Below are 23,079 nucleotides of genomic sequence, written 5' to 3'. Positions count from 1 at the left end.
GGCTAGGATGCGACACCCGCCCTCCGGCCGCCCGACAACCCGACCGCCCCGCCGCGCATGTCCTCCGCCCCGCGCCCCGTCCCGCCTGCCTCCTCGATCTGGCCGACCCACGTGAGCCGCGTGTCGGAGATCTGGACCGAGCCGGCCGACCTGGACGAGCACGTCCGCGCGGGCATCGCCGAGCGCCTGGGCCCGCAGGCCCACCGGCTCAACGCAGCGGCCGTCGGCAGCAGCGGCACCCAGGTCTCGGTCTTTCTGTCGGACGTGCTGCGCGTGCAGCTCAGCGACTGGACGCCGGCCACCGACACGCGCCTGCATTTCCTGGCAGACCGGCCGCTGCTGGCGCTGCGCGCCTCGCTGGCCAGCGACTCCGCCTACGCCGTGCCCGGCCTTCCGCCGATGCTGTTCAACCGCCCGGAGATCGTGCTGACCTATGTGCCGCTCGGGGCCCAGCTGATCATGGACACGGCAGCGCATCGGCGCTTCCACGGCGTCATCGCGCTGATCGAGGCAACCGCCTTTCTGCGCAGCTTCGAGCTGCCGCCGGAAGCCGTCCCCGAGAACCTGCGCGAGGCGCTGGCGGGCCGCAGCAGCGCCGGCCGGCTGATCACGCTGCCGCTGGACGCCCGGCTGGCGCAGCTGGTGGCCCTGATGACGACGCCGCCGCGCGACCCGGCGCTGCTGGCGCTGTTCGTCGGCGGCAAGCTGCGCGAGCTGGTGGCGCTGATGCTGGACGCGGCCTGGCGCAACCCGCAGTTCGCCGGCCCCGGCGCCACCCGGCCGCAGGACCTCGACCTAGCCCACGCCGCCCGCGAGGTACTGGACCGCGAGTACGCGAAGCCGCCGCGCATCCCCGAGCTGGCGGCCCGGCTCGGCACCAACCAGAACCGCCTGGCCACCGTGTTCCGCGAGGCCTTCCAGACGACGATGCAGGACCACTGCATTGCGCTGCGCATCGTCGAGGCGCAGCGCCTGCTGCTGGCCGGGCACCTGAGCATCGGCCAGGTGGCCGAGCAGGTCGGCTACGAACACCAGAGCAGCTTCACGACCGCCTTCAAGGCGCTGGCCGGCATGTCGCCGCGCGAATACCAGCAGCAGCGCGCGGCGCTCGATGTGTTGCTCGGCCCAGGTTTTCCCTGAGCGAGTGAACGCGAAAAAAAGTCCGTGAGGACTGCAAAAAACATCAGCCCGGGCTCGCCCTATCTTTTCGTTGTCGCGCCGCGATTGCCGGCGCTCGCGAAAGGAAGACGATGCGAACCCGTTCCCGGATCCTGTTTGCCCTGAGCCCGCTGATGCTGGCCAGCCTGGCCCTCGCCGCCGAAGACAGCAGTGCCACGCTGGACACCGTCGTCGTCAGCGGCAGCAAGCGCAAGCTCAAGCAGGACGAGGTGCCCGGCACCGTCTCCGTCGTCGACGGCGCGGCGCTGGAGCGCGAAGGCGCGCGCGACCAGGAAGACATCTTCAAGCTCACGCCCGGCGTGCAGCTCAACAAGGGCGACCCGAACCAGGCGGTGCCGACGATCCGCGGCATCGGCACGGCCAGCAACGGCCAGATGATGGGCATCCAGCAGGCGACGACCGGCTTCTACATCGAAGAGGTGCCCTTCACAGATCCCTTCGGCTTCGTCAGCGGTGCCGACCTGGCCCCGTTCGATCTGAAGCACGTGGAGGTGATGCGCGGCCCGCAGGGCGCGCTGTTCGGCTCGGCCTCGCTGGGGGGCGCCGTCAGCTACGTGCTGAACAAGCCGGCGCTGAAGGACTTCGCCTTCTCGGCGCTGGGCTCGGTGGACAGCGTGGCCGAAGGCGGCGTCGGCCATGCGGTCCATGCGATGGTCAATGTGCCGATCATGACCGACACCGCCGGCCTGCGCATCGTCGCCTTCGACAGGCACGACGCCGGCTGGATCACCAATCTCGGCAGCGGCCACGAGAAGGCGAACACGCTGCACCAGAGCGGCGGCCGCGTCATCGGCACGCTGAAGCCCAGCGCCGATGCCACGCTGACCGCGATGCTGCTGACGCAGCGCACGCACAGCGCCGACACTTTCGCCGTCTCGCCCGATCCGGACCGGCTGACGACCAATGCCGCCGGCCCCGCGCCGCGCACGAGCACCTTCACGCTCGGCAATGTCCGCGCCGAATGGACGCTGCCGGATGCGCTGGACGGCTTGGAACTGACGTCGAACACCGGCTACCTCGACAAGCACGGCCTGGCGACCAGCGACGGCACCCGCGCCTATTCGAAGATCGGCTCGCTCTACGGTCCGCTGCTCGGCGTCGGCGCGCTGCCCGACCTGCCCAGCGTGCGCTCGCTGGTGCCCGAGACGCGCCGCAGCCGCGCCGTCTCGGAGGAGCTGCGCATCGGCAACGGCGGGGCGGGCAGCAACAAGACCTTCCAGTGGCTGGCCGGCCTCTTCTACCAGCGCACCAGCTTCAACACGCACGGCCTCGTCAGCGCCCCCGGCGGCGAGGCGCTGTGGGGCCCGGTCGGCCCGCTGCTGCTGCCGAGCGACGTGCTGGCGTCCACCGACGTGATCGCGTCGACGACCGAGAAGGCCGTGTTCGCCGACACCGAATGGCATTTCGCTCCGGCCTGGAGCCTGACGCTGGGCGGCCGCTGGTATCGCACGACGCTGGACCTGGATGCCCGCGCCAGCTTCCTCGGCGGCCCGGTCGCCGCCACGGCCGGCATCACCGAGCACGGCTTCACGCCCAAGGCGGCACTGAAGTACCAGTTCGGCCAGCACATGGCCTATGTGCTGGCGTCCAAGGGCTACCGCTTCGGCGGCGTCAACATCAACCCGCCGGCGCTGTCGCCCTACAAGTCCGATTCGCTGTGGAACTACGAGGCCGGCCTGCGCCTAGTGCCCGCCAAGGGCCTGCGCGCGGACCTGACCGTGTTCCGCCTCGACTGGAAGGACGCGCAGGTCTCGGCCGTGCTGCCCGGCGCGGTGCCCATCGTCGGCGTCGCCAACGTCGGCCAGGCGCGCAGCCAGGGCCTGGAGGCCGCGCTGCAGTGGCGCGCGGCGCCGGGGCTGAACCTCGCCGCCGCGCTGGCCTGGACCGATGCCGAGACGACCGCGCCCTACACGAACAGCAGCGGCATCGTGATTGCCGCCGGCTCGCGCCTGCCCGGCACCGCGCGGCTGCAGGGCTCGCTGCAGGCCAGCTACGACTTCGAGGGCCCGGCCGACACCAGCGGCCGCCTCAGCGCCACGCAGAGCCACACCGGCCCGCGCGTGTTCGAGATCGAGGGCACGACCCGCGCGCCGGGCTACTCGCAGACCGATCTGCGCGCCTCGCTGGGCCGCGGCGCCTGGGAGGCCACGCTGTCGCTAACGAACGCCTTCGACAAGCGCGGCATCAACGGCGCCGCCGGTGTCTCGCTGCCCGGCGTCACCGCCTACACCGACTACTACCTGATCCGGCCGAGGACGATCGGCTTTTCCCTGCGCTACGACCTGTGAGCCCCGCATGAACGAAGACACCCTTGCCGGCCTGCGCCGGTTTGAAGAAGACACGCCCGAAGTGCTGCAGTGGCAGCGGGAGCAGGACCGCCTGGCACGCGAAAGCCTGCATGCCGGCGACGCCTTCGAGCGCCTCGACGCGCTGCTGCGCCCCGGCTACGTGGACCTGCAGGCCTTTCACGCGCCACGGCCGGTGCGTGGGCGCTGGTTCCACCGGCGCGTGCCAGCCGGCGCGGCGCTGCCGCTGATCAGTGTCAGCGAGACCGCCGAGGCCGCCGGCCGCGTGCTGATCGACCTCGCTTCGCTGGGCCTGCCCGGCGCCACGCTCGGCGATATGCAGCCCTCGCCCGACGGCCGGCGCGTGCTGCTGACACTGGACCCCGGCGACGGCACGATGCAGACGCTGGTGCTGCTGGTCGATGCGGATGGCGACGCGCCGCCGCTGCGCCTGTCCGTGGTCGGTCCGGTCAGCATGCCCTGCTGGCTGCCCGACGGCGGCGGCTTCCTGTTCGCCGGCCTGCCGCTCGGTGTGGACGTGTCCGCGCTGCCGCCGGCACCGGGCCTGCGCATCATCGAGCAGCGGCTCGACGACGAGGCCTTGACGCGCACGGTGCTGCCGCTGTCGCACATGCATCCCTTCGCGGTGCCCCAGGTCAGCGCGGACGGCCGCCATGCCTTCGTCTGCGAGGACCAGACGAGCCTGCACCCGACCTGGATCCGCAGCCTGCCCGACGGAGACTGGCAGCCCTTCCTCGACGCCGGCTTCGGCCGCGTCAAGGGCACGGTCGCCGGCGACGAGTTCATCGCCGTCAGCAACGAGGGCGCACCGCGCGGCCGGCTCGTCGCGATCCCGCTGGCCACCGCGCGTCGGCGCGACACCTGGCGCGAGATCCTGCCGGCCGGCGAGGGGGTGCTGGTCAGCGTGACGCCGGTCGGCGGCAAGCTGGTCGTCGGCGAGAGCTTGGAGGGCAATGCGCGGCTGCGCGTCGTCTGGCCCAACGGCACCGTCGAGCATGCGCTGGCGATTCCCGCCGAAGGCGCCGTCGGCAAGTTCGCCTACGGCTTCGTCACCGGCCTGATCGACGAACTAGTCTGGGCCGACGGCAACGAGATCAGCTTCGTCCACTCCTCGCTGCTGCAGCCGCCGCAGGCCTGGCGCTACGACGTGCGCACCGGCCGGCTCGCCGCGCTGGACAGCGCGGGCCTGGCGCCACAGGGCTCGACGTTGACGACGCAACGTACGCCCGATCGCCATGCGGTCGCCTACTGCGTGCTGCGCGCGGCCGACACCGGCCTGCCGGCGCCGACCATCGTCACCGGCTACGGCGGCTTCAATGTGCACTGGCTGCCATGCTGGAACAGCATGGCGGCGGCCTGGGTCGCGGCCGGCGGCGTGTGGGTGCACGCGCACCTGCGCGGCGGCGGCGAGTTCGGCGAGGACTTCTGGCGCGACGGCCGCCGGGAGAACAAGGCGAACGGCTTCGCCGACCTGTTCGCGGTGATGGACGACGTGGTGCGCCAAGGCATCACGACGCCGGCGAAGCTGGGCCTGTTCGGCTCGTCGAACGGCAGCCTGCTGGTCAGCGCCGCCTTCGCGCGGCGGCCCGATGGCTTCGGCGCCGGCGTCGCCCAGGTGCCGATCATCGACATCCTCGGCTGCGGCCGCGACCCGGCCACGCTGAACATCGTGCGCGCCGAGTACGGCGACCCGCTCGGCGAGGCCGATGCCACCTGGATCCGTGGCTGGTCGCCGCTGGAGAACCTGCCCGAGGCCGCGCGCTTCCCGGCGCTGCTGGCCGATGCCGGCGCCATCGACATGACCTGCCCGCCCTGGCATGCGCGCAAGCTGGTGGCCGCCGTGGCCGGCGGCGGCGCGGCCGGCAGCGGCCCGGTGCTGCTACGCGTGCGCGAGGGCGCCGCGCACAACGTGATGAGCGTGGCGCTGCACATCGAGCGCGACGCCGAGACGCTGGCCTTCTTCGCGCAGCAGCTCGGGCTGGCGTCGTGACGGCCGCGCTGGCGGCCGCGCCCTTCGAGAAGGATGGGGCCACGCGCGCCCGGCCGCCTGGCTAGCGCTGGCCGTGCTTGTCTTCGTCACCATCGTCGGCGCGCTCGACCGGCAGCTGCTGGTGCTGATGGCCGAGCCGCTGAAGCTGTCCCTGCAGCTCAGCGACACGCGGCTGGCCGTGCTCCAGCGGCACGATCTCGCGCGTCAGCGCCGCATCGAGATGCTGGTGGATCAGCCGCATGCCGGGCGCGGGTGGCAAGTCCGCTTGCGGCTCGGCCAGGCCGCCATAGATGAAGCCGGTGTTGCCCGGCAGCCAGACCGGCGACCAGATGTAGCCCTGCGCTTCATAGCGGTGATCGACACGGCCGCTGGCCGTCTCGATCACGCGTACGGCAAGCGTGTGGGCATCGTCGCCAAGCAGCACGACGACCAGCACGCGCGTGCCGTCGGGACTCGGCGCGACGTTGTGCAGCACCGGCGCCGGCGCCCCGAGCGAAGCGACGTCGAAGAGCACGCGGCCGGGATCGTCGGGCCGCTCTGACACGCTGACGACCGGCATGCAGTGGGTCGACTCTCGCCGGCCAAAGGGCTGACATAGCTGACCGGCTGCTTCTGATGTCCCCCTCTTGAGAACCCGCCTCGCGGTACGCCGCGAGGTGCCCCGGCGAGGGCAGCCTTGCTGCGGGTCTCGCGAGACAAGGCTTGCCAAAGCGCTCGTCGCTGACTCCAAAGCGCCCGCGGCATCGGGCGGGTAATTTCAGGGCATCACATCAATGTGAGCCTTCCTGAACCACGCCCGCACGACAACGAGCAGAACAGACATGACTTCTCCACTCCCGTCATTCGAGTCCCGGCCGCTACCCACCATCTCGATGTTTCCGCGCACGCACTACTTCGAAGTCGATTCGGTGCTGGCTGGGGCACGCTATGCCGTCTGGGTCACGCTGCCGATCGGCTACGAGCACGAGCCGGAGCGCCGATTCGCCACGATCTACTCGCCGGATGGCAATCGCAACGTCGCCTTCGCCGCCGGCCTCAGTGACCTGAGCGCCTGGGACCTGATGGATCGATTTGAGCCTACGATCCAGGTCTGCGTCGGTTACACCGACGAGGACGCCGGCCGTGCGCTGGCCGTGCGGGCCCGCGACCTGCTGCCGCCCAGGGAGGAACTGCCAAAGGGCATGATTGAGAAGATGAGGGAGAGCACCGACACCGGCCCTGTGTTGGACCGGGAGGGCATCGAGCTGTACATCCACAATCTGCAGAACCCGGCCGGCGATCGCTTCCTGGCCTTCCTCTGCGAAGAACTACACCCGTTCATCGCGACGAACTACCGAGTTGCTCCCGACAGCCTCGGCCTGTTCGGCCACTCCTATGGAGGTCTGTTCGCCGCATATGCAGCGCTGCAGCCGTCCACGCCGTTTCGCAACTTCTGCGCGAGCAGCCCGGGCATCCTGATCGAACACTCGGTCATATTCAAGCTCTATGCCGAGGCGCTCGAACGTGGCGGGCTGCCGTCTTCACGGCACATGCACATGACTGCCGCCTCGCGGGAGCTCACCGATCCGGGCCTGTACCTGTCGATGGTGGGCGGCGGCACCGTCGAGTTTCTCCGCCTGGCGGGCATGCGGCCGATGACCGGGCTGAGCGTCTCCAGCCGGCTGTTCGAGGACGAGACCCACATCACCGTCAAGCCGACCGCGATGCACAGCTTCCTGCGCCAGTGCTACCTGTCGAAGCCGCAGGCCGCGACATGACGAGCGCATCCACTGTGCAGGTCACGGTCGTCAACCACGTCGCCGTGGATATCGCAGCGCCGGTAGAAGCCGTATGGCAAAAGATCGTTGCGAGCTTCGTCGAAGGGCGGCGCTGGCGCGAAACCGGCTTCACGGTGACACCCATCGATGATGATCCGGCCGCTGTGCTGGGCGGCTACCGCATGCGGCTGGAACGGCCGGACGCCTCGGTGGACGAACGAATCGTCCATGTCAGCGAGCGTGACGATGGTGCCCGGCGCCTGAGCCTGTTCGTGGACTTCGTATCTGTGCCTGGTGGCCTGCTCGTCTTCGCCAGCTACCAGGCTTTGCCCGACGGGGACGGTCGTGCACGCTACACGATCGACTGCCACACGCGAATGGGCGTGGAGGGCCGGGGCGATGTCGCCACGGCGGTCGAGCAGATGAGGATCCATTCGCAGCGCTACCTCGAAGACTATCTCGGCGGCGTCAAGCAGCGCCTCGAACAACAACAGCCCCTTGGAGAGCCACGATGAACGACCGCAACGACACTTTCGACTTCGCCGCCGCCACCTGCTCCGAGGCCGGCTTCGCGCCTGAGCCACTGCAGGAGCTTCGCATGTACTTGCAGACGGCAGTGGCCAACGGCAGCCTGCCCGGCGCCGTGATCTTCCTGGCCCGCGGCGACCGGGTCGTGCTCCACGAGGCGATCGGCCAGGGCGACCTGGCGACCGGCCGCCCACTGCGGGCCGACGCGCAGTACCGGCTGCACTCAATGACAAAGCCCTTCACCGCGGTCGCAATGCTGCTGCTCTATGAAGAGGGCAAGTGGAGCTTCGATGATCCCGTCTCGGTCTACGTGCCGGAGGTCCGCGAGGCCTTGAAGCAGTCGGGCAACCGCGCCACGCGCGAGCCACTGCTGCGCCACCTGTTCACACACACCAGCGGCCATGGCTTCGGCAGCACGATGGACGAGATCATGGACTGCGTCGCCCGCATCGACATCTTTGGCGCTCGTTCGCTGGCCGACCTGGTGGCCCGCTACCACCAGCTGCCCCTGCGCTACGAGCCCGGCACGAGTTGGGAGTATTCGGTGGGCATGGACATCGAGGCACTGATCGTCGAGCGCATCAGCGGCCAGCGCTACGACCACTTCCTGCAGCAACGTCTGTTCGCCCCTCTGGGCATGCGCGATACCGGCTTCGCGCTGAGCCCAGCCCACAACGAGCATCTGGTGCCCGGCTATGCGATGGACGCCACGAGCCGCCGATTGCGCCCCGCCAATCTGCTGGAGATGCAGGACCTCATGTTCCCCATCGGTGGCAGTTCCTTCCGCTCGACGGCCAGCGACTACGCCCGCTTCGCGCGCATGCTGCTGAAGCTCGGCAGTCTGGGCGACACGCACATCCTGAAGGCCGAGACGGCTCGGCTGGTGTTCGAGAACCTGCTGCCGGAGCCGCTGCTGCAGGAGCACCACAACACGCTGCACTACCGAGTCGGTGGCGGCAACGGCTTCAGTCTCAACGGCCTGCTTTGCATCGACCCGGCGGTCGCGGGACGCCCTGTCGGCAGGAACACCTACGAATGGGCGGGTGCCCATGGCCCTTGGTTCTGGGCGGACCCGGAGCACGACATCGTCTTCGTCGGCATGACCAACCGCGCGATGCCGCACCCGGAACTGGCACCCTTGAGCCTGCTGTCGCAGGAACTCGTGTACCGCGCACTCAGACGCTGATCGGCCGGGTGGGGTCAGGCCGGGCGGGCAACGGCCCGCCTCGTCGCGATCGGCGTCTCTCCATAGGTCCGGCGGTAAGCGGTGCTGAAGCTGGAGTGGTGCTCGTAGCCGCAGGCGAGCGCCACATCGATCAGCGGCTTGTTGGTCTGCTGGATCAGCCGCCTGGCCCGCACCATGCGCGTGGCGCTCAGGTGCTCGTGCGGCGAGCGGCCGTAGCGGGCCCGGAACACGGCGAGCAGGCGGCTCACGCTGACCTGCAACCGTACGGCAAGGTCGGGGATCTCAGGGCAATCATCGGGGTCGGACAGAGCCGCGTGGGCGATCGCCGCCACGGCGTCATCGCTCTGAGGACCGATGGCCGGGAAGCCGGCGCTGTCGACGGCGCCGGCCGGCGTGGCCAGCAGGTGGCACATCAATTCGCCCGCCTTGCTCTTCAGGTACAGGCGCCGGTGCGTGCCGGTGAAGCGGGTCCAGAGGATGGACTGCGCGGCCTTGAGCACATGGCCGTTGGGTGTGCCGATGGTGACGCGGAACGGGCTGCGGGCCGAGCGCGGAGCACCGGTTTCCGGACCGAGCCAGCACTGGACCGCCATCGGGTCCAGGCCGAAATCTCGCAATGCGGCTTCGTCATCGAAGACCAGGGATACCGCCTGGCAGCGCACGCCGGGAGGGATATGGCGGCAGACCATCGTGTCGCCCATCGAGGCAGTACCGATCACATGCCCCTCGCTGCAAATGCTGCGCTGCTCCGGGTGGGCCGCAGTGCTCAGCATGCAGGCGCCGCGCAACACCATCACGAAGGTCAGTTCGCGCCGCTGGCGATGCCACTGCACGATCGGCTCGTCGTACTGGAGTTCCCCGAACACCAGCCAGACACCGCGGTCGAGACGGACGTACTCCATCGCCACATGGCGACCTGGTTCACGCGCGCTGAGCAGGTACGCATCGCCTTCGCAGCCGGCCTCGGCGAGCTGCACGCTGCCGGGATCGCGCCGCACGCCATCAAAGGCCTGCCGCAGCGAGCTGGCAGCCAGCGGCGGCTCCAGCGCCGCATCGATGCCGGCCAGGGAAACACATGTGCTCATGTCGCGACCTCGCTACCGTCGAACAGACACCGATTATCTTCAAAACATACAGAACTGTATGAGTATTTCCGCGATGCCGGGTCTTCGCCGACTTGCGGACTTACCCCGTGCACCAAAAACCGCGCCCGTCGAACCAAAGGGCGTGGCTGGCGAGATGACCAAACTGACATCATCTCGACACTGCAAACCAAGCATCATGGAAACAAGAAGCATCGGACGCCATCCCGCCCCGCATCCACTGGCTGCCGCCGCGCTGTTGGCGCTGTGCGGGCCCGCGTTCGGCCAGGCTGCGGCAACAGCGCCGGAACCGGCAGCATCCAGCGTCGCCTCAGCCCCGCAGGCGCAGGGTGCGCAGCAACTCGACGCCGTCTTCGTCACCGCGAACCGCCGCCGCGAGCGGGCCAGCGAGGTGGCCGGCAGCATCAACGTGCTCGGCGGCGCGCAGTTGGACCGGCAGGGCCTGACATCGGTGGACGAATGGGCCGGCTTCGTGCCGGGTCTGCAGGTGTCCGGCGACAACCCGGGCACTCGGCGCGAATCGATCCGCGGCATCACCACCGGCGCGCTGCAGCTCGGCGCCTCCGTGGCCACCTATCTCGACGACACGCCGATCAGCCTCAGCACCAGCTCGATGCCGGCCGCGCAATGGAGCCCCGACGTCGATCCGCTGGACGTCGAGCGCATCGAAGTACTCAAGGGCCCGCAGGGCTCGCTCTACGGCGCCAGCGCGCTGGGCGGCCTGATCAAGTACGTCACCGTAGCGCCAAACCTGAAGGAGGTCGAGGGCCGCGTCGACCTCGGCGTCAGCCGTGCCTCCGGCGGAGGCAATGGCATGACAGCCCGCGCCGCGGTGAACCTGCCGCTGGTGACGGACCTGCTGGCCACGCGGCTGACGGTCTATTCGCGCAAGGACCCCGGCTACATCGACGACACGCTGCGCGGCCTCAGCGACGTGAACAGCTTCCGCAACGAAGGCGCGCGGTTGACAACGCTATTCAAGCCAAACCGGCAGTTCGACGCCAGGCTGATGCTGGACACCCAGCGCATCCGAAGCGATGACGCTGAAACGGCCAGTTATGACGCCGCCACGCTGCGCCCCCTCTACGGCGACAACGTCGGCCGCTACCCCTTCGCACAACCGCTGAAGAACCGCTACGACCGCGGCGCGCTGACACTGAACGGCGACCTGGGCTTCGCGAGCCTGATGTCGGTCACGAGCTATGTGCGCTTCCGCAGCGATGTCAGTCAGGACGTCAGCGGCTATGTGAGCTTCCTCGACGCCGCCACGGCCGCGGGCCTGAATGCCGCGGGCCTTGCGGTCTCTGCGCTGGGCGTGACCGGCGCGCTGTCGCGTTCAGTCGGCGAGCAGACCAAGAAGGTGCAGGAGTTTCGGCTGACCTCGCCGAGCGGCCAGCGCTTCGAATGGCTGGCCGGCCTGTTCTACCAGGACGAGTCCGGGCATCTGCGCCAGAGCTACGACGCCTATACGAGCACCGACTTCGACACGCCCGCCGCGCCGGGCTGGCTGAGCGCGCTGATCCAGGCTGGTTTGAAGGAGACGGCGGTTTACGCCAACGCCACCTGGCATTTCTCCGATGCCTTCGACCTGCAGTTTGGTGCCCGTTACACCCGGCTCAAGCTTGACTACGGCGTGCCGGAGCTGCAGTCCTACAGCCTGGTGACGAACGGGCCGGTGGCTTCGGCACCCCAACAGGCCGCGGCCTCGGAGAACAAGGCGACATGGCTGATATCGCCGCGCTGGAAGCTCGACGGCGACCACATGGTCTACGCCCGTGCCGCCTCCGGCTACCGTCCGGGCGGCCCCAACTTCCCGGCACCGACCGGGACCATCAAGCCGCCCTTCCGCTCAGACTCGATCGTCAACTACGAGCTCGGCTACAAAGGTGTCGTGCCGACGGCCCGGCTGGATCTCGCCGCCACGCTCTACCGCATCGATTGGAAGGACATCCAGGTGACCGCGATCGATGCCAGTTCCGGCTTCGCCTACTACGCCAACGGCGGCAAGGCACACAGCCAGGGCGTCGAGTTGGAAGCCGGCTGGCGGCCCGTCAACGGCCTGCGACTGGCCGCCACGCTGAGCACGACCGACGCCAAGCTGGACGAGGACGCCGCCGCCGTCAACGGACACACCGGCGACGAGATCCCCTACACAGCGAAATTCGCGGCCGCGCTCACTGGCGACTACAGTTGGCAGCTCGGTGAGGGTCAGGCGTCGCTCGGGGCCAGCTACCGCTACACCGGCGCGCGCCGCAGCACCTTCAGCAGCCAGCCGGTCTCGTCCTTCGTGCCGACGCTGCAAGGGCCGACGCTGCCCGGCTACGGTGTGCTCGATCTGCGCGGCTCGTATGCGTGGGACCGCTGGTCGCTCACTCTGTTCATCAAGAACGCCACCGATCGCCGCGGTCTGCTGAGCTACGGCGGCGTGCTGGTCGTGCCTGACCTCGCCACCGGCGGCATCACGCCCGCAAACGTCGCCGTGACCGCGCCGCGCACGTTCGGCTTCAACCTCCGGGTCGACTTCTGATGCCGGGCCGCGCGCACCCGCCAGGCTGGATGGACAGCCATTGGATGGCCTTCACCGGCAATCGCGAGTTCAAGGCGAACCCGCGCATCCTCACCGCCGCCAGTGGCGCCTACTACCGCAGCGAGGACGGCCGGCAGATCTTTGACGGCCTCTCGGGCCTGTGGTGCACGGGCCTGGGCCATGCGCGGCGCGAGATCGTGGACGCGGTGAGCCGACAGGTCGGCACGCTGGACTACTCGCCGGCCTTTCAGTTCGGCCATCCGCTGTCCTTCGAGTTGGCCAACCGCATCGTCGAACACATGCCGGCCGGACTGAATCGCGTGTTTTTCACGGGCTCGGGCTCCGAGTCCGCTGACACCGCGCTGAAGAAGGCCCGCGCCTACTGGCGCGCCAGGGGCCAGGCCGGCAAGACCCGGTTGATCGGCCGCAGCAAGGGCTATCACGGGGTCAACTTCGGCGGCATCTCGGTCGGCGGCATCGGAGCCAACCGACGGGCCTTCGGACCTGGCATCGACGCCGATCACCTGCCCCACACCCAGCCGCCGGCGGGCAGCTTCATCAAGGGCCAGCCCGCGCAAGGTGCGGAGTTGGCCGATGAGCTGCTGCAATTGGTCGCTTTGCACGGCGCCGACACGATCGCCGCGGTCATCGTCGAGCCGCTGGCCGGCTCGGCCGGCGTCATCGTGCCGCCGCAGGGCTACCTGCAGCGGCTGCGCGAGATCTGCAGCGCGCATGACATCCTCCTGATCTTCGACGAGGTCATCACCGGCTTTGGCCGGATGGGCGCCTGGACGGGTGCAGAGGCCTTCGGCGTCACACCCGACATCCTGACCGGCGCCAAGCAGGTGACGAACGGCGTGCAGCCGCTGGGCGTGGTCGTGGCGCGGCAGGAGATTCACCACACATTCATGGATCAGGGCGGCCCCGGCTATCTGCTGGAGTTCGCGCACGGCTACACCTGCTCTGCCCACCCGGTCGCCTGCGCGGCGGGCATCGCGGTGATGGACCTGCTGGCCCGCGACGAGGCGTCGGCCCGGGTGCGCGCGCTGGCCCCCCGCTTCGAGACGGCAGTGCACGGCCTGCGCGGCGCCAGGCATGTGGCGGATATCCGCAACTTCGGCCTCGCCGCCGGCATCGCGGTCAACCCGATTCCCGGCGAGCCGGCGCGACGGCCTTTCAACATCGCGATGTCCATGTATCGCAAGGGCTTTTACGTACGCTACGGTGGCGACACGATCCAGCTGGCTCCACCCTTCATCAGCACCGAGGCCGAGATCGAATCGCTGCTCTCCGCATTGGGCGACACCTTTGGAGAGATCGACTGACGCGCCTTCGCGAAGGCACGGGTCCGCGGGCAGTCGCGCGTGATTGTTGTCGGTCAAGGAGCACGGACGTGGCGCTTAGAAGCCGGGGACAACGCAGCGGCGTATGTCGGCTTCCTGGCAGCGTGTATCACTTGCCTGACCGGCAGCTCAGGGTCGTGTGGAGTCCTCCGACTGCATCTGACGAACGTCAGTTCCCAGCCTCGAGCAGCCGACCGCCGCGATCCGGCTCACCCTCCAGGCGCGCAGGACGCCACCTCCAAGCTGTTGATTGGCCTTGCCGGCGCCAGCTGTCCTTTTTGTCGAAAACGCCGGCTGGTGGCAGCGAGTCCGGCCCTGTGCGCTGCCGGGCGAATCTGCGCCGCCGAGAGCGCAGGCGATCGGCTCGGCGCGCCTGATCGAGTGAGGCGTAGCCGAGCGAGCTGCGCGACGCGAGCCGGTTGCCGAGCACCGAGGGGAGTCGGCCGCAGGCCGGCCGGCGCAGTTGAGCCCGGTGGCGCGCAGGGCCGGGCTCGCCAACCGCAGACCCACGCAAATGCCTCACCCCGGTACAGGCAATCCATCCAGCCCTCTGATCTCCTGCATCGAGAAGCACGTCCTCATCACGTTCACCCCCGGCAGGCGACGCAGCTTCTGCTGCATCAGCAGTGAGTAGGCATCGAGGTCCCGCGCCACCACCACGAGCATGAAATCCTCCGGCCCGGAGATGCCGTGGCACATCACCACCTCGGGGATGTCGCGCACCGCGCGCTCGAACTCCAGCGAATGGCCCTCGTCCTGGCTGTCGATGCCGATGGTGACGAAGGCCATCACGCCGTAGCCCATCGCGCGGCGGTCCAGCCGGGCCGCGTAGCCGGCGATCAGGCCGGCGTCTTCCAGCCGCTTGATGCGCCGCCAGCAGGGCGATTGCGACATGCCGGCGAGCTGCGCCAGCTCGCCGGTGGTGAGCCGGGCGTTGTCCTGCAGCGCGCGCAGCAACAGCCGGTCCGTGGCATCGATGTCGATCTGCATGTGTATTCCTGTTTCCGACGGTTGGAAGAATAGATCCACCCCAAAAGACCATGGATAGGGTTATCGATGGGTGTTGTGGCCGTCAAATTTCATAGACTGGCCTTAATGTATACATGACAAAGCAAATAAATACATAACTCTGAACATGAACGCAGTAGCCCAACACCCCATTCCGACCGGCGCCATCACCCGCGCCATCACTCGCGCAGATTGCCAGCGCCTCGACGAGGCCGACACCCTGGCCCCCTGCCGTGAGCGCTTCGCGCTGCCCGCCGGCGTGATCTACCTGGACGGCAACTCGCTCGGCGCGATGCCGGCCGCCGTGCCAGCGCGCATGCAGCGGGCCATCGAGCAGGAGTGGGCCGTCGGGCTGATCCGCTCCTGGAACGATGCCGACTGGTATCCGGCGCCGCAGCGCGTCGGCGGCCAGCTGGCGCGGCTCGTGGGCGCGCAGCCGCACGAGGTGATCGTGGCGGATTCCACCTCGGTCAACCTGTTCAAGCTGCTGGTCGCGGCGCTGCGCATGCGGCCCGGCCGCACGGTGATCCTCGGCGAGGACGGCAACTTCCCGACCGATGCCTACATCGCCGGCGGCGTGGCCGAGCTGACCGGCACCCGCTTCCAGCCGGTGGCAGCGGACGATGTCATGGCCGCGCTGGACGAGAACGTCGCCGTGCTGACGCTCACCCACGTCAACTACAAGAGCGGCCAGCGCTACGACATGGCCGCCGTCACCCGCCGCGCCCACGAGGTCGGCGCCCTGGTGATCTGGGACCTGGCCCACACCGCCGGCGCCATGCCCTGCGAGCTGAATGCCTGCGAGGCGGACTTCGCCGTCGGCTGCGGCTACAAGTACCTGAACGGCGGCCCCGGGGCGCCTTCCTTCGCCTTCGTCGCCGAGCGCCACCAGGCCGCGCTGCGCCAGCCGCTGACCGGCTGGCACGGCCATGCGCGGCCTTTCGAGTTCGGCCAGCAGTACGAGCCGGCGCCGGGCGTCGACCGGCTGCTGGTGGGCACCGCGCCGCAGCTCGGCCTGATCTCGCTGGAAGCCGCGCTGACCGCCTTCGACGGCGTGGACATGAACGCGCTGCGCGCAAAAAGCGTGGCGCTGACCGAGCTGTTCATCGCGCTGGCGGACCAGGAACTGGCCGGCTTCGGCTTCGGCCTCGCCACCACCCGCGACGCGGATCAGCGCGGCAGCCAGGTCTCTCTGACGCACGAGCAGGGCTACGCCATCGTGCAGGCGCTGATCGCGCGCGGCGTGATCGGCGACTTCCGCGCGCCCGACATCCTGCGCTTCGGCTTCGCCGCGCTGTACCTGAGCCATGCCGACGTCTGGGACGCCGTGGCCGCCCTGAAGGACGTGATGCAGCACCGCGTCTGGGCCCGACCCGAATTCATGGCCCGCAAGGCCGTGACCTGAAACGACTGATTGCCCGACTGACCCGCACCTACCATCCACACCCGAGGAGATCCCGTGAAGAACAAGCTCTTGCCTCTATGCGCACTGATGGCCGCCGCCGCGGCGCCGGCCTTCGCCCAAGTCACCGTGTCCGGCTTCGTCGACGCCAACCTCGAAAGCGTCAGCTCCGGCGGCAAGACGATCAAGCGCGTCAGCTCGGCGGGCCTGAACACCAGCCGCATCCAGTTCAAGGCCGAGGAAGACCTCGGCGGCGGCCTGTCCGCCAAGGGCGTGTACGAGATCACCTTCGGCGCCGACACCGGCGTGCAGGGCACGCCACGCGAGTCCTACGTGCAGCTCGCGCACAAGGACTACGGCGACATCAGCCTCGGCCGCCTGAACCTCACCTCCTACTGGATCTACGGCTACGCGGACCCGACCTTCAGCGCCGACTACAGCCTGATCAGCAACATGATGGTGTTCTACGCGCCCTGGCGCGAGAGCAATGCCGTGCAGATCAACACGGCCCGCGTCGGCGGCTTCCAGCTGCGCAGCACGATGACCGCAGGCAAGGAAGACGGCACGAAGAACGGCCGCGTCACGAGCTTCGGCGTCGACTACCGCAACGGCCCGCTGTACGCCGGCCTGGTCACCGACCAGAAGCACCAGGTGAACATCTTCAACGCCTCGAAGATGGAATCGTCGCGCGACTCCTACCTGTCGGTCGTCTACCGCCTCGGCGCGCACGACCTGACCGCCGTGCTGCACCACTACTCCGGCTACTACGCCTACCCGCCCTACGTCGGCTTCACCAGCAGCGGCAACACGATCCAGCTCGGCGCCCGCATCAACTTCGACGAGCGCAACCGCCTGTTCGTCAGCCTGGTGCGCCGCAATGACGCCAACGACACGTCCATCGCCGATGCCACCGGCCTGGTCGTCGGCTACCAGTACAACCTGAGCAAGAAGACGACGCTGTACGGGGTGGTCGGCAGCATCCGCCACAAGGAAGACACCCCGGTGCGCTACCCGATCTCCTGGGGCGCCGCCAACCCGCTGAACAACGAGAACCCGCACGGCGCCCAGCTGGGCATCCGCGTCGCGTTCTGATCCGGAGTCCACCACGATGAAGACCACGACCCTGATCCCCTGCCTCGCCGCGGCCCTGCTCTGCGGCAGCCTCGGCGCCTACGCCCAGGCGCCCAAGAGCGGCGCCAACCTCAACGCCCCCGACGCGCCGGCCAGCAAGCCGGTCAGCAACGACCTGCTGCCCGGCGAGCCGCGCCACCCCGCGGCCGGCAGCTACGGCTACGACGCCGCCAGCGGCAAGTTCAAGATGCCCGAGGCCACGCCCGACGCCTACGGCGCCCACCCGGTGCCCGGCAGCCTGCCCTACCTGGACATGAACACCTACGCCAAGGGCTTCAAGCAGGAGGCCTTCTACCCCTACGTGGCCGGCGCCGGCCACAGCTGGCAGGCCACCTTCGACTGGCAGGGCCGCCGCTACCTCTACGACTACGAGATCTGGCAGTACAACGTCTTCGACATCACCGACCCGCACGACGTCAAGCTGGTCGGCAAGAAGAACTTCGACATCAAGGGCGGCGAGCACCAGTTCGGCCCCTTCAACGTCAAGTACAACAAGAAGCTCGGCAAGATGCTTGCCGTGCAGTGCTACGAGACGCCGCGCTACGGCACGGTCTGGAACAAGTACACGCACCCCGAGCAGATGAAGGGCATCCGCGACCGCAAGATGCTGCGCGGCTTCCGCATCTTCGAGGTGACCGGCCCGCTGTTCACCGACTGGAAGATGCTCAGCGAGACCTCGCTGGACCCCTACCACCCGTCCGACACGCAACCGCAGCAGGGCTCCGGCTGCCAGGACGTGCCGGTCTACAACGGCGACCAGTACCTGTTCGTCGCCGGCGCCCCGGACGACAGCTTCGCCAACACCGAGTACAAGACCTATCTGTTCGCCGGCGGCCAGCTGGCGTTCGACGTCTCCGACCCGGCGCACCCGAAGCGCCTGGGCACCTGGTGGGCGCCCGGCTCGCGCCTCGGCGAGGAGGAGGAATACAGGAAGAACCCGCGCGCCGGCAACAAGACCTCGTGGATGGGCTCGCGCATGCCGCTGTTCATTCCCAAGCCCGTCGAGCAGGGCGGCAAGTACGGCTATGCGGCGATGGGCGGCTTCGGCTTCTTCGTCATCGACATCAGCGATCCGTCGCACCTGAAGCAGGTGGCGCACCTGGACATGCCGGTCAGCGTCACCGGCACCGAGGGCGACAACATCGACGTCACCAAGGTCGAGACCACCGGCATGGTCTATTACAGCGGCTACCCGATGAGCGAGGACTGCTACGAGCCCTTCAAGGACATCTACGCGATCGACGTGCGCGACCCGAAGAACCCGAAGCTCGTCGGCACCCTGCCCCGCCCGGTGCCCGACGCCAAGGCGCCCTTCACCGACTTCTGCCAGCGCCGCGGCAGCTTCGGCCCCAAGCGCAGCGGCTATGCCTCCATCCAGCCCGGCACGCCAAGCCAGCGCTACATGCCCTACAGCTACTACAACGCCGGCATGCAGATGTTCGACCTGAAGGACCCGGCGCACCCGGTGATTGCCGGCTACTTCACGCCCAAGATGATCGGCGAGGTGCCGACCACCGACGGCCAGACGCAGAGCATCCGCGCGCTGCCGAACCCGGTGCACAGCATCTTCGTCGAGTGGGACCGGAACCTCGTGTGGGTGTTCTCGAACCACGGCATCTACGCCCTGTCTTCCGACCTGCTCGGCAAGCCCGTCTTCGGCATGCCTAACTGAGAGATTCGACGCCATGAACAACATCCACATCTCCCATATCGGCGCGGGCCTGCTGGCCCTCCTCATCGCCCAGGGCGCCTCCGCCCAGCAGGTCGTCAGGATCGGCCACGTCGGCCCCACCAGCGGCCAGATCGCCCACCTCGGCAAGGACAACGAGATGGGCGCCCGCATGGCCATCGCCGACCTGAACGCCAAGGGCGTGGTCATCGGCGGCCAGAAGGTCACGCTGGAACTGCTGGCCGAGGACGATGCCGGCGACCCGAAGCAGGGCACGCTGGTCGCGCAGAAGCTGGTGGACGCCAAGGTCAACGGCGTGGTCGGCCACCTGAACTCGGGCACGACGATCCCCGCCTCGAAGATCTACGCGGACGCCGGCGTGCCGCAGATCTCGCCCTCGGCCACCAACCCGAAGTACACCCGCAACGGCTACAAGACCGCCTTCCGCGTCGTCGCCGACGACACCCACATCGGCGGCACGCTGGGCCGCTACGTGGTGAAGGAGCTGAAGGCGCCGACGGTGGCCATCATCGACGACCGCACCGCCTACGGCCAGGGCCTGGCCGACGAGTTCGACAAGGGCGTGCGCGCCTCCGGCGGGCGCGTGATCGGCCACGAATTCACCAACGACAAGGCCACCGACTTCAGCGCGATCCTGATCAAGCTGAAGAGCAAGAAGCCGGACGTGGTCTTCTTCGGCGGCATGGACGCCATCGCCGGCCCGATGCTGCGCCAGATAAAGCAGCTGGGCCTGAACGCCCGCTTCGTCGGCGGCGACGGCATCTGCACCGCGGCGCTGCCGCAGCTCGCGGCCGGCTCGATGGGCGACGCGCAGGTCTTCTGCGCCGAGGCCGGCGGCGTCGACGCCTCCCAGCAGGCGGCGATGAACGACTTCAAGACCCGCTTCAAGGCCTACGCCAAGCAGGACGTGCAGGTCTACGCGCCCTACTCGTACGACGCGGTCGGCGTGCTGGTGGCGGCGATGGTGAAGGCCGGCTCGTCGGATCCGGCGAAGTACCTGCCGGTGCTGGCCAAGACCAGCGGCTACAAGGGCGTCACGGGCAACATCTCCTTCGACGACAAGGGCGACGTCCGCAACGGCGCGCTGACCCTGTACACGTTCAAGACCGGCCAGCGCGAAGCGCTCGGCGTCGTCCGCTAACTCCGATTCTCCACAGACACGCGACGCGGCACCCGCCGCGTCGCGCTCGCCTGTGCGCGTTCCCCTTTTGAATTTCGAGAACCCTGACATGGATACCCTGATCCAGCAGATCATCAACGGCCTGGTGCTCGGCAGCATGTATGCGCTGGTAGCCCTGGGCTACACGATGGTCTACGGCATCGTGAACCTGATCAACTTCGCCCACGGAGAGATCCTGATGGTGGGCGCCCTGGTGAGCTGGAGCGTCGTCGGCGCGCTGGGCGGCACCGGGCTGCCCGGCTGGGCGCTGATGCTGGTCGCCCTGCCCTGCGCCATCGCCGCCTGCGTGGCGCTGAACTTCGCCATCGAGCGCATCGCCTACCGGCCGCTGCGCAACGCCCCGCGCATGGCGCCGCTGATCACCGCGATGGGTGTCTCGCTGCTGCTGCAGACGCTGGCGATGGTGCTCTGGAAGCCGAGCCCCAAGTCCTTCCCGCAATTGCTGCCGGAGGCGCGGCTGGAGTTCCTCGGCGCCGGCATCACCGCCACGCAAGGGCTGATCCTGGCCTTGAGCGTGGCGATCCTGGCGGGCCTGCTGGCCCTGGTGCAGAGAAGCCGCCTCGGCCGCGCGATGCGCGCCACGGCCGAGAATCCGCGCGCCGCGGTGCTGATGGGCGTGAAGCCCGACTTCATCATCTCCACCGCCTTCCTGATCGGCGCCGGCCTGGCCGCCGTGGCCGGGCTGATGTGGGCGGCCAACTACGGCACGGTCCAGCACACGATGGGCTTCATGCCCGGGCTCAAGGCCTTCACCGCCGCGGTGCTGGGCGGCATCGGCAACCTGGGCGGCGCGATGCTCGGCGGCCTGCTGCTGGGCCTGATCGAGGCGATCGGCGCCGGCTACCTGGGCGACCTCACCGGCGATGTGCTGGGCAGCAACTATGCGGACATCTTCGCCTTCGTCGCGCTGATCGGGGTGCTGACGCTGCGGCCGTCCGGCCTGCTGGGCGAGCGCGTGGCCGATCGCGCCTGAAAGTGAGACAGCCTTTCGCCCCCGCGTCGGCCCAATGTCCGTTCGGGCTGAGGTATCGAAGCCCACTGCGGACGTCTCGCATGGGCCCTTCGATACCTCAGGGCGAACGGCCATTGGTTTCATGCGACGAGGGTGGCGTGCGGCTCCATGAAAACTGAAGTGAGCATCACCATGAACCTGAAACCCCTCCTCTTCACGCTCGCGCTGCTGGCCCTGCCGCCGCTGGGCACGCTGGCGGGCCTCGGCGACGGCCCGCTGCGCATCATCGACCTGGCCCTGCTCTACGTGATGCTGGCGCTGGGCCTGAACATCGTCGTCGGCTACGCCGGCCTGCTGGACCTCGGCTACGTGGCCTTCTACGCGCTCGGCGCCTACCTGTTCGCGCTGCTGGCCAGCCCGCAGCTGAGCGAGAGCTTCGAGGCCGTCGCCGCCCGCTTCCCCGGCGGCTTGCACCTGCCGCTGTGGGGGGTGATCCCCGCCGCCGCGCTGCTGGCGGCGCTGGCCGGCCTGCTGCTCGGCGCGCCGACGCTGCGGCTGCGCGGCGACTACCTGGCGATCGTCACGCTGGGCTTCGGCGAGATCATCCGCGTCTTCATGAACAACCTGGACCATCCGCTGAACATCACCAACGGCCCGCGCGGCATCGGCCAGATCGACGGCATCCGCGTCCCCGGCCTCGGCGCGCTGGCGCCCACCACGCAGTACTACTACCTGTTCCTGCTGCTGGTGGCGCTGACCGTCCTGCTATGTCACCGGATGGAGAATTCGCGCATCGGCCGCGCCTGGATGGCGATCCGCGAGGACGAGACCGCCGCCAAGGCGATGGGCATCCATGTGCGCGACATGAAGCTGCTGGCCTTCGCGATGGGTGCGAGCTTCGGCGGCGTGTCCGGCGCGATGTTCGCGGCCTTCCAGGGCTTTGTCTCGCCGGAGTCGTTCAGCCTGCAGGAGTCGGTCAGCATCGTCGCGATGGTGGTGCTGGGCGGCATCGGCCACATCCCGGGCGTGGTGCTGGGCGCGCTGCTGCTGGCCGCGCTGCCCGAGGCGTTGCGCTACCTGGCCGGCCCGCTGCAGCAGCTCACCGACGGCCGGCTGGACGCCGCCATCCTGCGCCAGTTGCTGATCGCGCTGGCGATGATCGTCGTGATGCTGCTCAAGCCGCGCGGCCTGTGGCCCACGCCCGAAGGAGGCCGGCGATGAACAGCAGTCCCTTCATCCTCGACGTCGGCGGCGTCTCCAAGCGCTTCGGCGGGCTGCAGGCGCTGTCGGACGTCAGCCTGTGCATCCGCGCCGGCCAGGTGCACGGCCTGATCGGCCCCAACGGCGCCGGCAAGACCACCTTCTTCAACGTGCTGACCGGCCTCTACACGCCCGACGAGGGCCGCTTCGAGCTGGGCGGACAGGCCTACCGCCCGCAGGCGGTGCACCAGGTGGCCCGCGCCGGCATCGCGCGCACCTTCCAGAACATCCGCCTGTTCGGCGAGATGACGGCGCTGGAGAACGTGATGGTGGGCCGCCATGTGCGCACCCGCTCGGGTCTGCTCGGCGCGGTGCTGCGCACGCCCGGCTTCCGCGCCGAGGAGGCGGCCATCGCGGCGCGCGCACGGGAACTGCTGGCCTACGTCGGCATCGGCCGCCATGCCGCCCACAAGGCACGCACGCTCAGCTACGGGGACCAGCGCCGGCTGGAGATCGCCCGGGCGCTGGCCACCGACCCGCAGCTGATCGCGCTGGACGAGCCCGCCGCCGGCATGAACGCCACCGAGAAGGTGGTGC

The 23,079-nt window shown here is 68.9% G+C and carries 18 protein-coding genes; 15 read left to right on the top strand and 3 right to left on the bottom strand.

The window, feature by feature from the left end; translation table 11 throughout:
* Window positions 1-57: 57 nt before the first annotated feature.
* The 3 genes from B0W88_RS16730 (at window position 58) to B0W88_RS16720 (ending at window position 5,475) form a co-directional block, all read left to right on the top strand.
* Window positions 58-1,140, top strand: coding sequence for an AraC family transcriptional regulator (locus B0W88_RS16730; RefSeq protein WP_083748835.1), 1,083 nt, complete (start codon window positions 58-60; stop codon window positions 1,138-1,140).
* A 110-nt stretch (window positions 1,141-1,250) separates the two neighbouring features.
* Window positions 1,251-3,467 carry a TonB-dependent receptor gene (locus tag B0W88_RS16725; protein WP_077035783.1) on the top strand — a complete coding sequence of 739 codons (2,217 nt, stop codon included), beginning with the start codon at window positions 1,251-1,253 and terminating at the stop codon, window positions 3,465-3,467.
* Between the two features lie 7 nt (window positions 3,468-3,474).
* Window positions 3,475-5,475 carry a prolyl oligopeptidase family serine peptidase gene (locus B0W88_RS16720; RefSeq protein WP_077035782.1) on the top strand — a complete coding sequence of 667 codons (2,001 nt, stop codon included), beginning with the start codon at window positions 3,475-3,477 and terminating at the stop codon, window positions 5,473-5,475.
* A gap of 61 nt (window positions 5,476-5,536) precedes the next feature.
* On the opposite strand, the gene B0W88_RS16715 is transcribed toward B0W88_RS16720, so the two are convergent.
* On the bottom strand, window positions 5,537-6,034 hold the full coding sequence (locus B0W88_RS16715) for a hypothetical protein (RefSeq protein ID WP_077035781.1): 498 nt from the start codon (window positions 6,032-6,034) through the stop codon (window positions 5,537-5,539).
* Between the two features lie 313 nt (window positions 6,035-6,347).
* Between B0W88_RS16715 and B0W88_RS16710 the strand changes: the two genes are divergently transcribed.
* Genes B0W88_RS16710 through B0W88_RS16700 form a run of 3 tightly spaced genes read left to right on the top strand, consistent with a single transcriptional unit; the run spans window position 6,348 to window position 8,946 of the window.
* Window positions 6,348-7,232: an alpha/beta hydrolase gene (locus tag B0W88_RS16710; RefSeq protein WP_077035780.1), complete on the top strand. Its 885-nt coding sequence runs from the start codon at window positions 6,348-6,350 to the stop codon at window positions 7,230-7,232.
* Window positions 7,229-7,747 (top strand): SRPBCC family protein, encoded by a 519-nt coding sequence (locus B0W88_RS16705; protein WP_077035779.1) that lies wholly within the window; start codon window positions 7,229-7,231, stop codon window positions 7,745-7,747. Before B0W88_RS16710 ends, B0W88_RS16705 begins: the two co-directional genes overlap by 4 nt.
* Entirely contained in the window at window positions 7,744-8,946 is a 1,203-nt protein-coding gene (locus tag B0W88_RS16700; protein WP_077035778.1) for a serine hydrolase, read from the top strand. Before B0W88_RS16705 ends, B0W88_RS16700 begins: the two co-directional genes overlap by 4 nt.
* 14 nt (window positions 8,947-8,960) lie before the next feature.
* Here B0W88_RS16700 and B0W88_RS33015 read toward each other — a convergent pair whose 3' ends face one another.
* Window positions 8,961-10,031, bottom strand: a complete 1,071-nt coding sequence (locus B0W88_RS33015; protein ID WP_077035777.1) for a helix-turn-helix transcriptional regulator — start codon at window positions 10,029-10,031, stop codon at window positions 8,961-8,963.
* Between B0W88_RS33015 and B0W88_RS16690 the strand changes: the two genes are divergently transcribed.
* Window positions 10,030-12,576, top strand: coding sequence for a TonB-dependent receptor (locus B0W88_RS16690; protein ID WP_158080875.1), 2,547 nt, complete (start codon window positions 10,030-10,032; stop codon window positions 12,574-12,576). The two genes, B0W88_RS33015 and B0W88_RS16690, sit on opposite strands and share 2 nt — an antisense overlap.
* Window positions 12,576-13,901: an aspartate aminotransferase family protein gene (locus tag B0W88_RS16685; protein ID WP_077035775.1), complete on the top strand. Its 1,326-nt coding sequence runs from the start codon at window positions 12,576-12,578 to the stop codon at window positions 13,899-13,901. Before B0W88_RS16690 ends, B0W88_RS16685 begins: the two co-directional genes overlap by 1 nt.
* Before the next feature lie 537 nt (window positions 13,902-14,438).
* On the opposite strand, the gene B0W88_RS16680 is transcribed toward B0W88_RS16685, so the two are convergent.
* Window positions 14,439-14,909, bottom strand: coding sequence for an Lrp/AsnC family transcriptional regulator (locus B0W88_RS16680; protein WP_077035774.1), 471 nt, complete (start codon window positions 14,907-14,909; stop codon window positions 14,439-14,441).
* Window positions 14,910-15,054: 145 nt separating this feature from the next.
* On the opposite strand from B0W88_RS16680, the gene kynU reads away from it, so the two are divergent.
* The 7 genes from kynU to B0W88_RS16645 form a co-directional block, all read left to right on the top strand.
* Entirely contained in the window at window positions 15,055-16,332 is a 1,278-nt protein-coding gene (gene kynU, locus B0W88_RS16675) for a kynureninase (RefSeq protein ID WP_077035773.1), read from the top strand.
* A gap of 54 nt (window positions 16,333-16,386) precedes the next feature.
* Window positions 16,387-17,421: a porin gene (locus B0W88_RS16670; RefSeq protein ID WP_077035772.1), complete on the top strand. Its 1,035-nt coding sequence runs from the start codon at window positions 16,387-16,389 to the stop codon at window positions 17,419-17,421.
* A gap of 16 nt (window positions 17,422-17,437) precedes the next feature.
* Window positions 17,438-19,132 carry an LVIVD repeat-containing protein gene (locus B0W88_RS16665; protein WP_077035771.1) on the top strand — a complete coding sequence of 565 codons (1,695 nt, stop codon included), beginning with the start codon at window positions 17,438-17,440 and terminating at the stop codon, window positions 19,130-19,132.
* 13 nt (window positions 19,133-19,145) lie between these two features.
* Window positions 19,146-20,291: a branched-chain amino acid ABC transporter substrate-binding protein gene (locus B0W88_RS16660; protein ID WP_077035770.1), complete on the top strand. Its 1,146-nt coding sequence runs from the start codon at window positions 19,146-19,148 to the stop codon at window positions 20,289-20,291.
* An 88-nt stretch (window positions 20,292-20,379) separates the two neighbouring features.
* Window positions 20,380-21,303: a branched-chain amino acid ABC transporter permease gene (locus B0W88_RS16655; protein ID WP_077035769.1), complete on the top strand. Its 924-nt coding sequence runs from the start codon at window positions 20,380-20,382 to the stop codon at window positions 21,301-21,303.
* Between the two features lie 171 nt (window positions 21,304-21,474).
* Window positions 21,475-22,503, top strand: a complete 1,029-nt coding sequence (locus B0W88_RS16650) for a branched-chain amino acid ABC transporter permease (RefSeq protein ID WP_077035785.1) — start codon at window positions 21,475-21,477, stop codon at window positions 22,501-22,503.
* Window positions 22,500-23,079, top strand: a 580-nt coding sequence (locus tag B0W88_RS16645; protein ID WP_077035768.1) for an ABC transporter ATP-binding protein, incomplete at its 3' end; no start/stop codon positions are given. The genes B0W88_RS16650 and B0W88_RS16645, both read left to right, overlap by 4 nt.

This window comes from Pelomonas sp. KK5, from assembly GCF_001984095.1.
Lineage (GTDB): Bacteria > Pseudomonadota > Gammaproteobacteria > Burkholderiales > Burkholderiaceae_C > KK5.
The sequence above is the reverse complement of the archived record's forward strand: the minus strand, read 5'-3'. Positions and strand labels throughout refer to the sequence as shown.

Coding starts and splice junctions, on each gene's coding strand:
- B0W88_RS16725 (WP_077035783.1), top strand. CDS start 1,251: ATGCGAACCCGTTCCCGGATCCTGTTTGCCCTGAGCCCGCTGATGCTG.
- B0W88_RS16720 (WP_077035782.1), top strand. CDS start 3,475: ATGAACGAAGACACCCTTGCCGGCCTGCGCCGGTTTGAAGAAGACACG.
- B0W88_RS16660 (WP_077035770.1), top strand. CDS start 19,146: ATGAACAACATCCACATCTCCCATATCGGCGCGGGCCTGCTGGCCCTC.
- B0W88_RS16685 (WP_077035775.1), top strand. CDS start 12,576: ATGCCGGGCCGCGCGCACCCGCCAGGCTGGATGGACAGCCATTGGATG.
- B0W88_RS16650 (WP_077035785.1), top strand. CDS start 21,475: ATGAACCTGAAACCCCTCCTCTTCACGCTCGCGCTGCTGGCCCTGCCG.
- B0W88_RS33015 (WP_077035777.1), bottom strand. CDS start 10,031: ATGAGCACATGTGTTTCCCTGGCCGGCATCGATGCGGCGCTGGAGCCG.
- B0W88_RS16680 (WP_077035774.1), bottom strand. CDS start 14,909: ATGCAGATCGACATCGATGCCACGGACCGGCTGTTGCTGCGCGCGCTG.
- B0W88_RS16690 (WP_158080875.1), top strand. CDS start 10,030: ATGTCGCGACCTCGCTACCGTCGAACAGACACCGATTATCTTCAAAAC.
- B0W88_RS16730 (WP_083748835.1), top strand. CDS start 58: ATGTCCTCCGCCCCGCGCCCCGTCCCGCCTGCCTCCTCGATCTGGCCG.
- B0W88_RS16655 (WP_077035769.1), top strand. CDS start 20,380: ATGGATACCCTGATCCAGCAGATCATCAACGGCCTGGTGCTCGGCAGC.
- B0W88_RS16700 (WP_077035778.1), top strand. CDS start 7,744: ATGAACGACCGCAACGACACTTTCGACTTCGCCGCCGCCACCTGCTCC.
- B0W88_RS16710 (WP_077035780.1), top strand. CDS start 6,348: ATGTTTCCGCGCACGCACTACTTCGAAGTCGATTCGGTGCTGGCTGGG.
- B0W88_RS16665 (WP_077035771.1), top strand. CDS start 17,438: ATGAAGACCACGACCCTGATCCCCTGCCTCGCCGCGGCCCTGCTCTGC.
- B0W88_RS16705 (WP_077035779.1), top strand. CDS start 7,229: ATGACGAGCGCATCCACTGTGCAGGTCACGGTCGTCAACCACGTCGCC.
- kynU (WP_077035773.1), top strand. CDS start 15,055: ATGAACGCAGTAGCCCAACACCCCATTCCGACCGGCGCCATCACCCGC.
- B0W88_RS16715 (WP_077035781.1), bottom strand. CDS start 6,034: ATGCCGGTCGTCAGCGTGTCAGAGCGGCCCGACGATCCCGGCCGCGTG.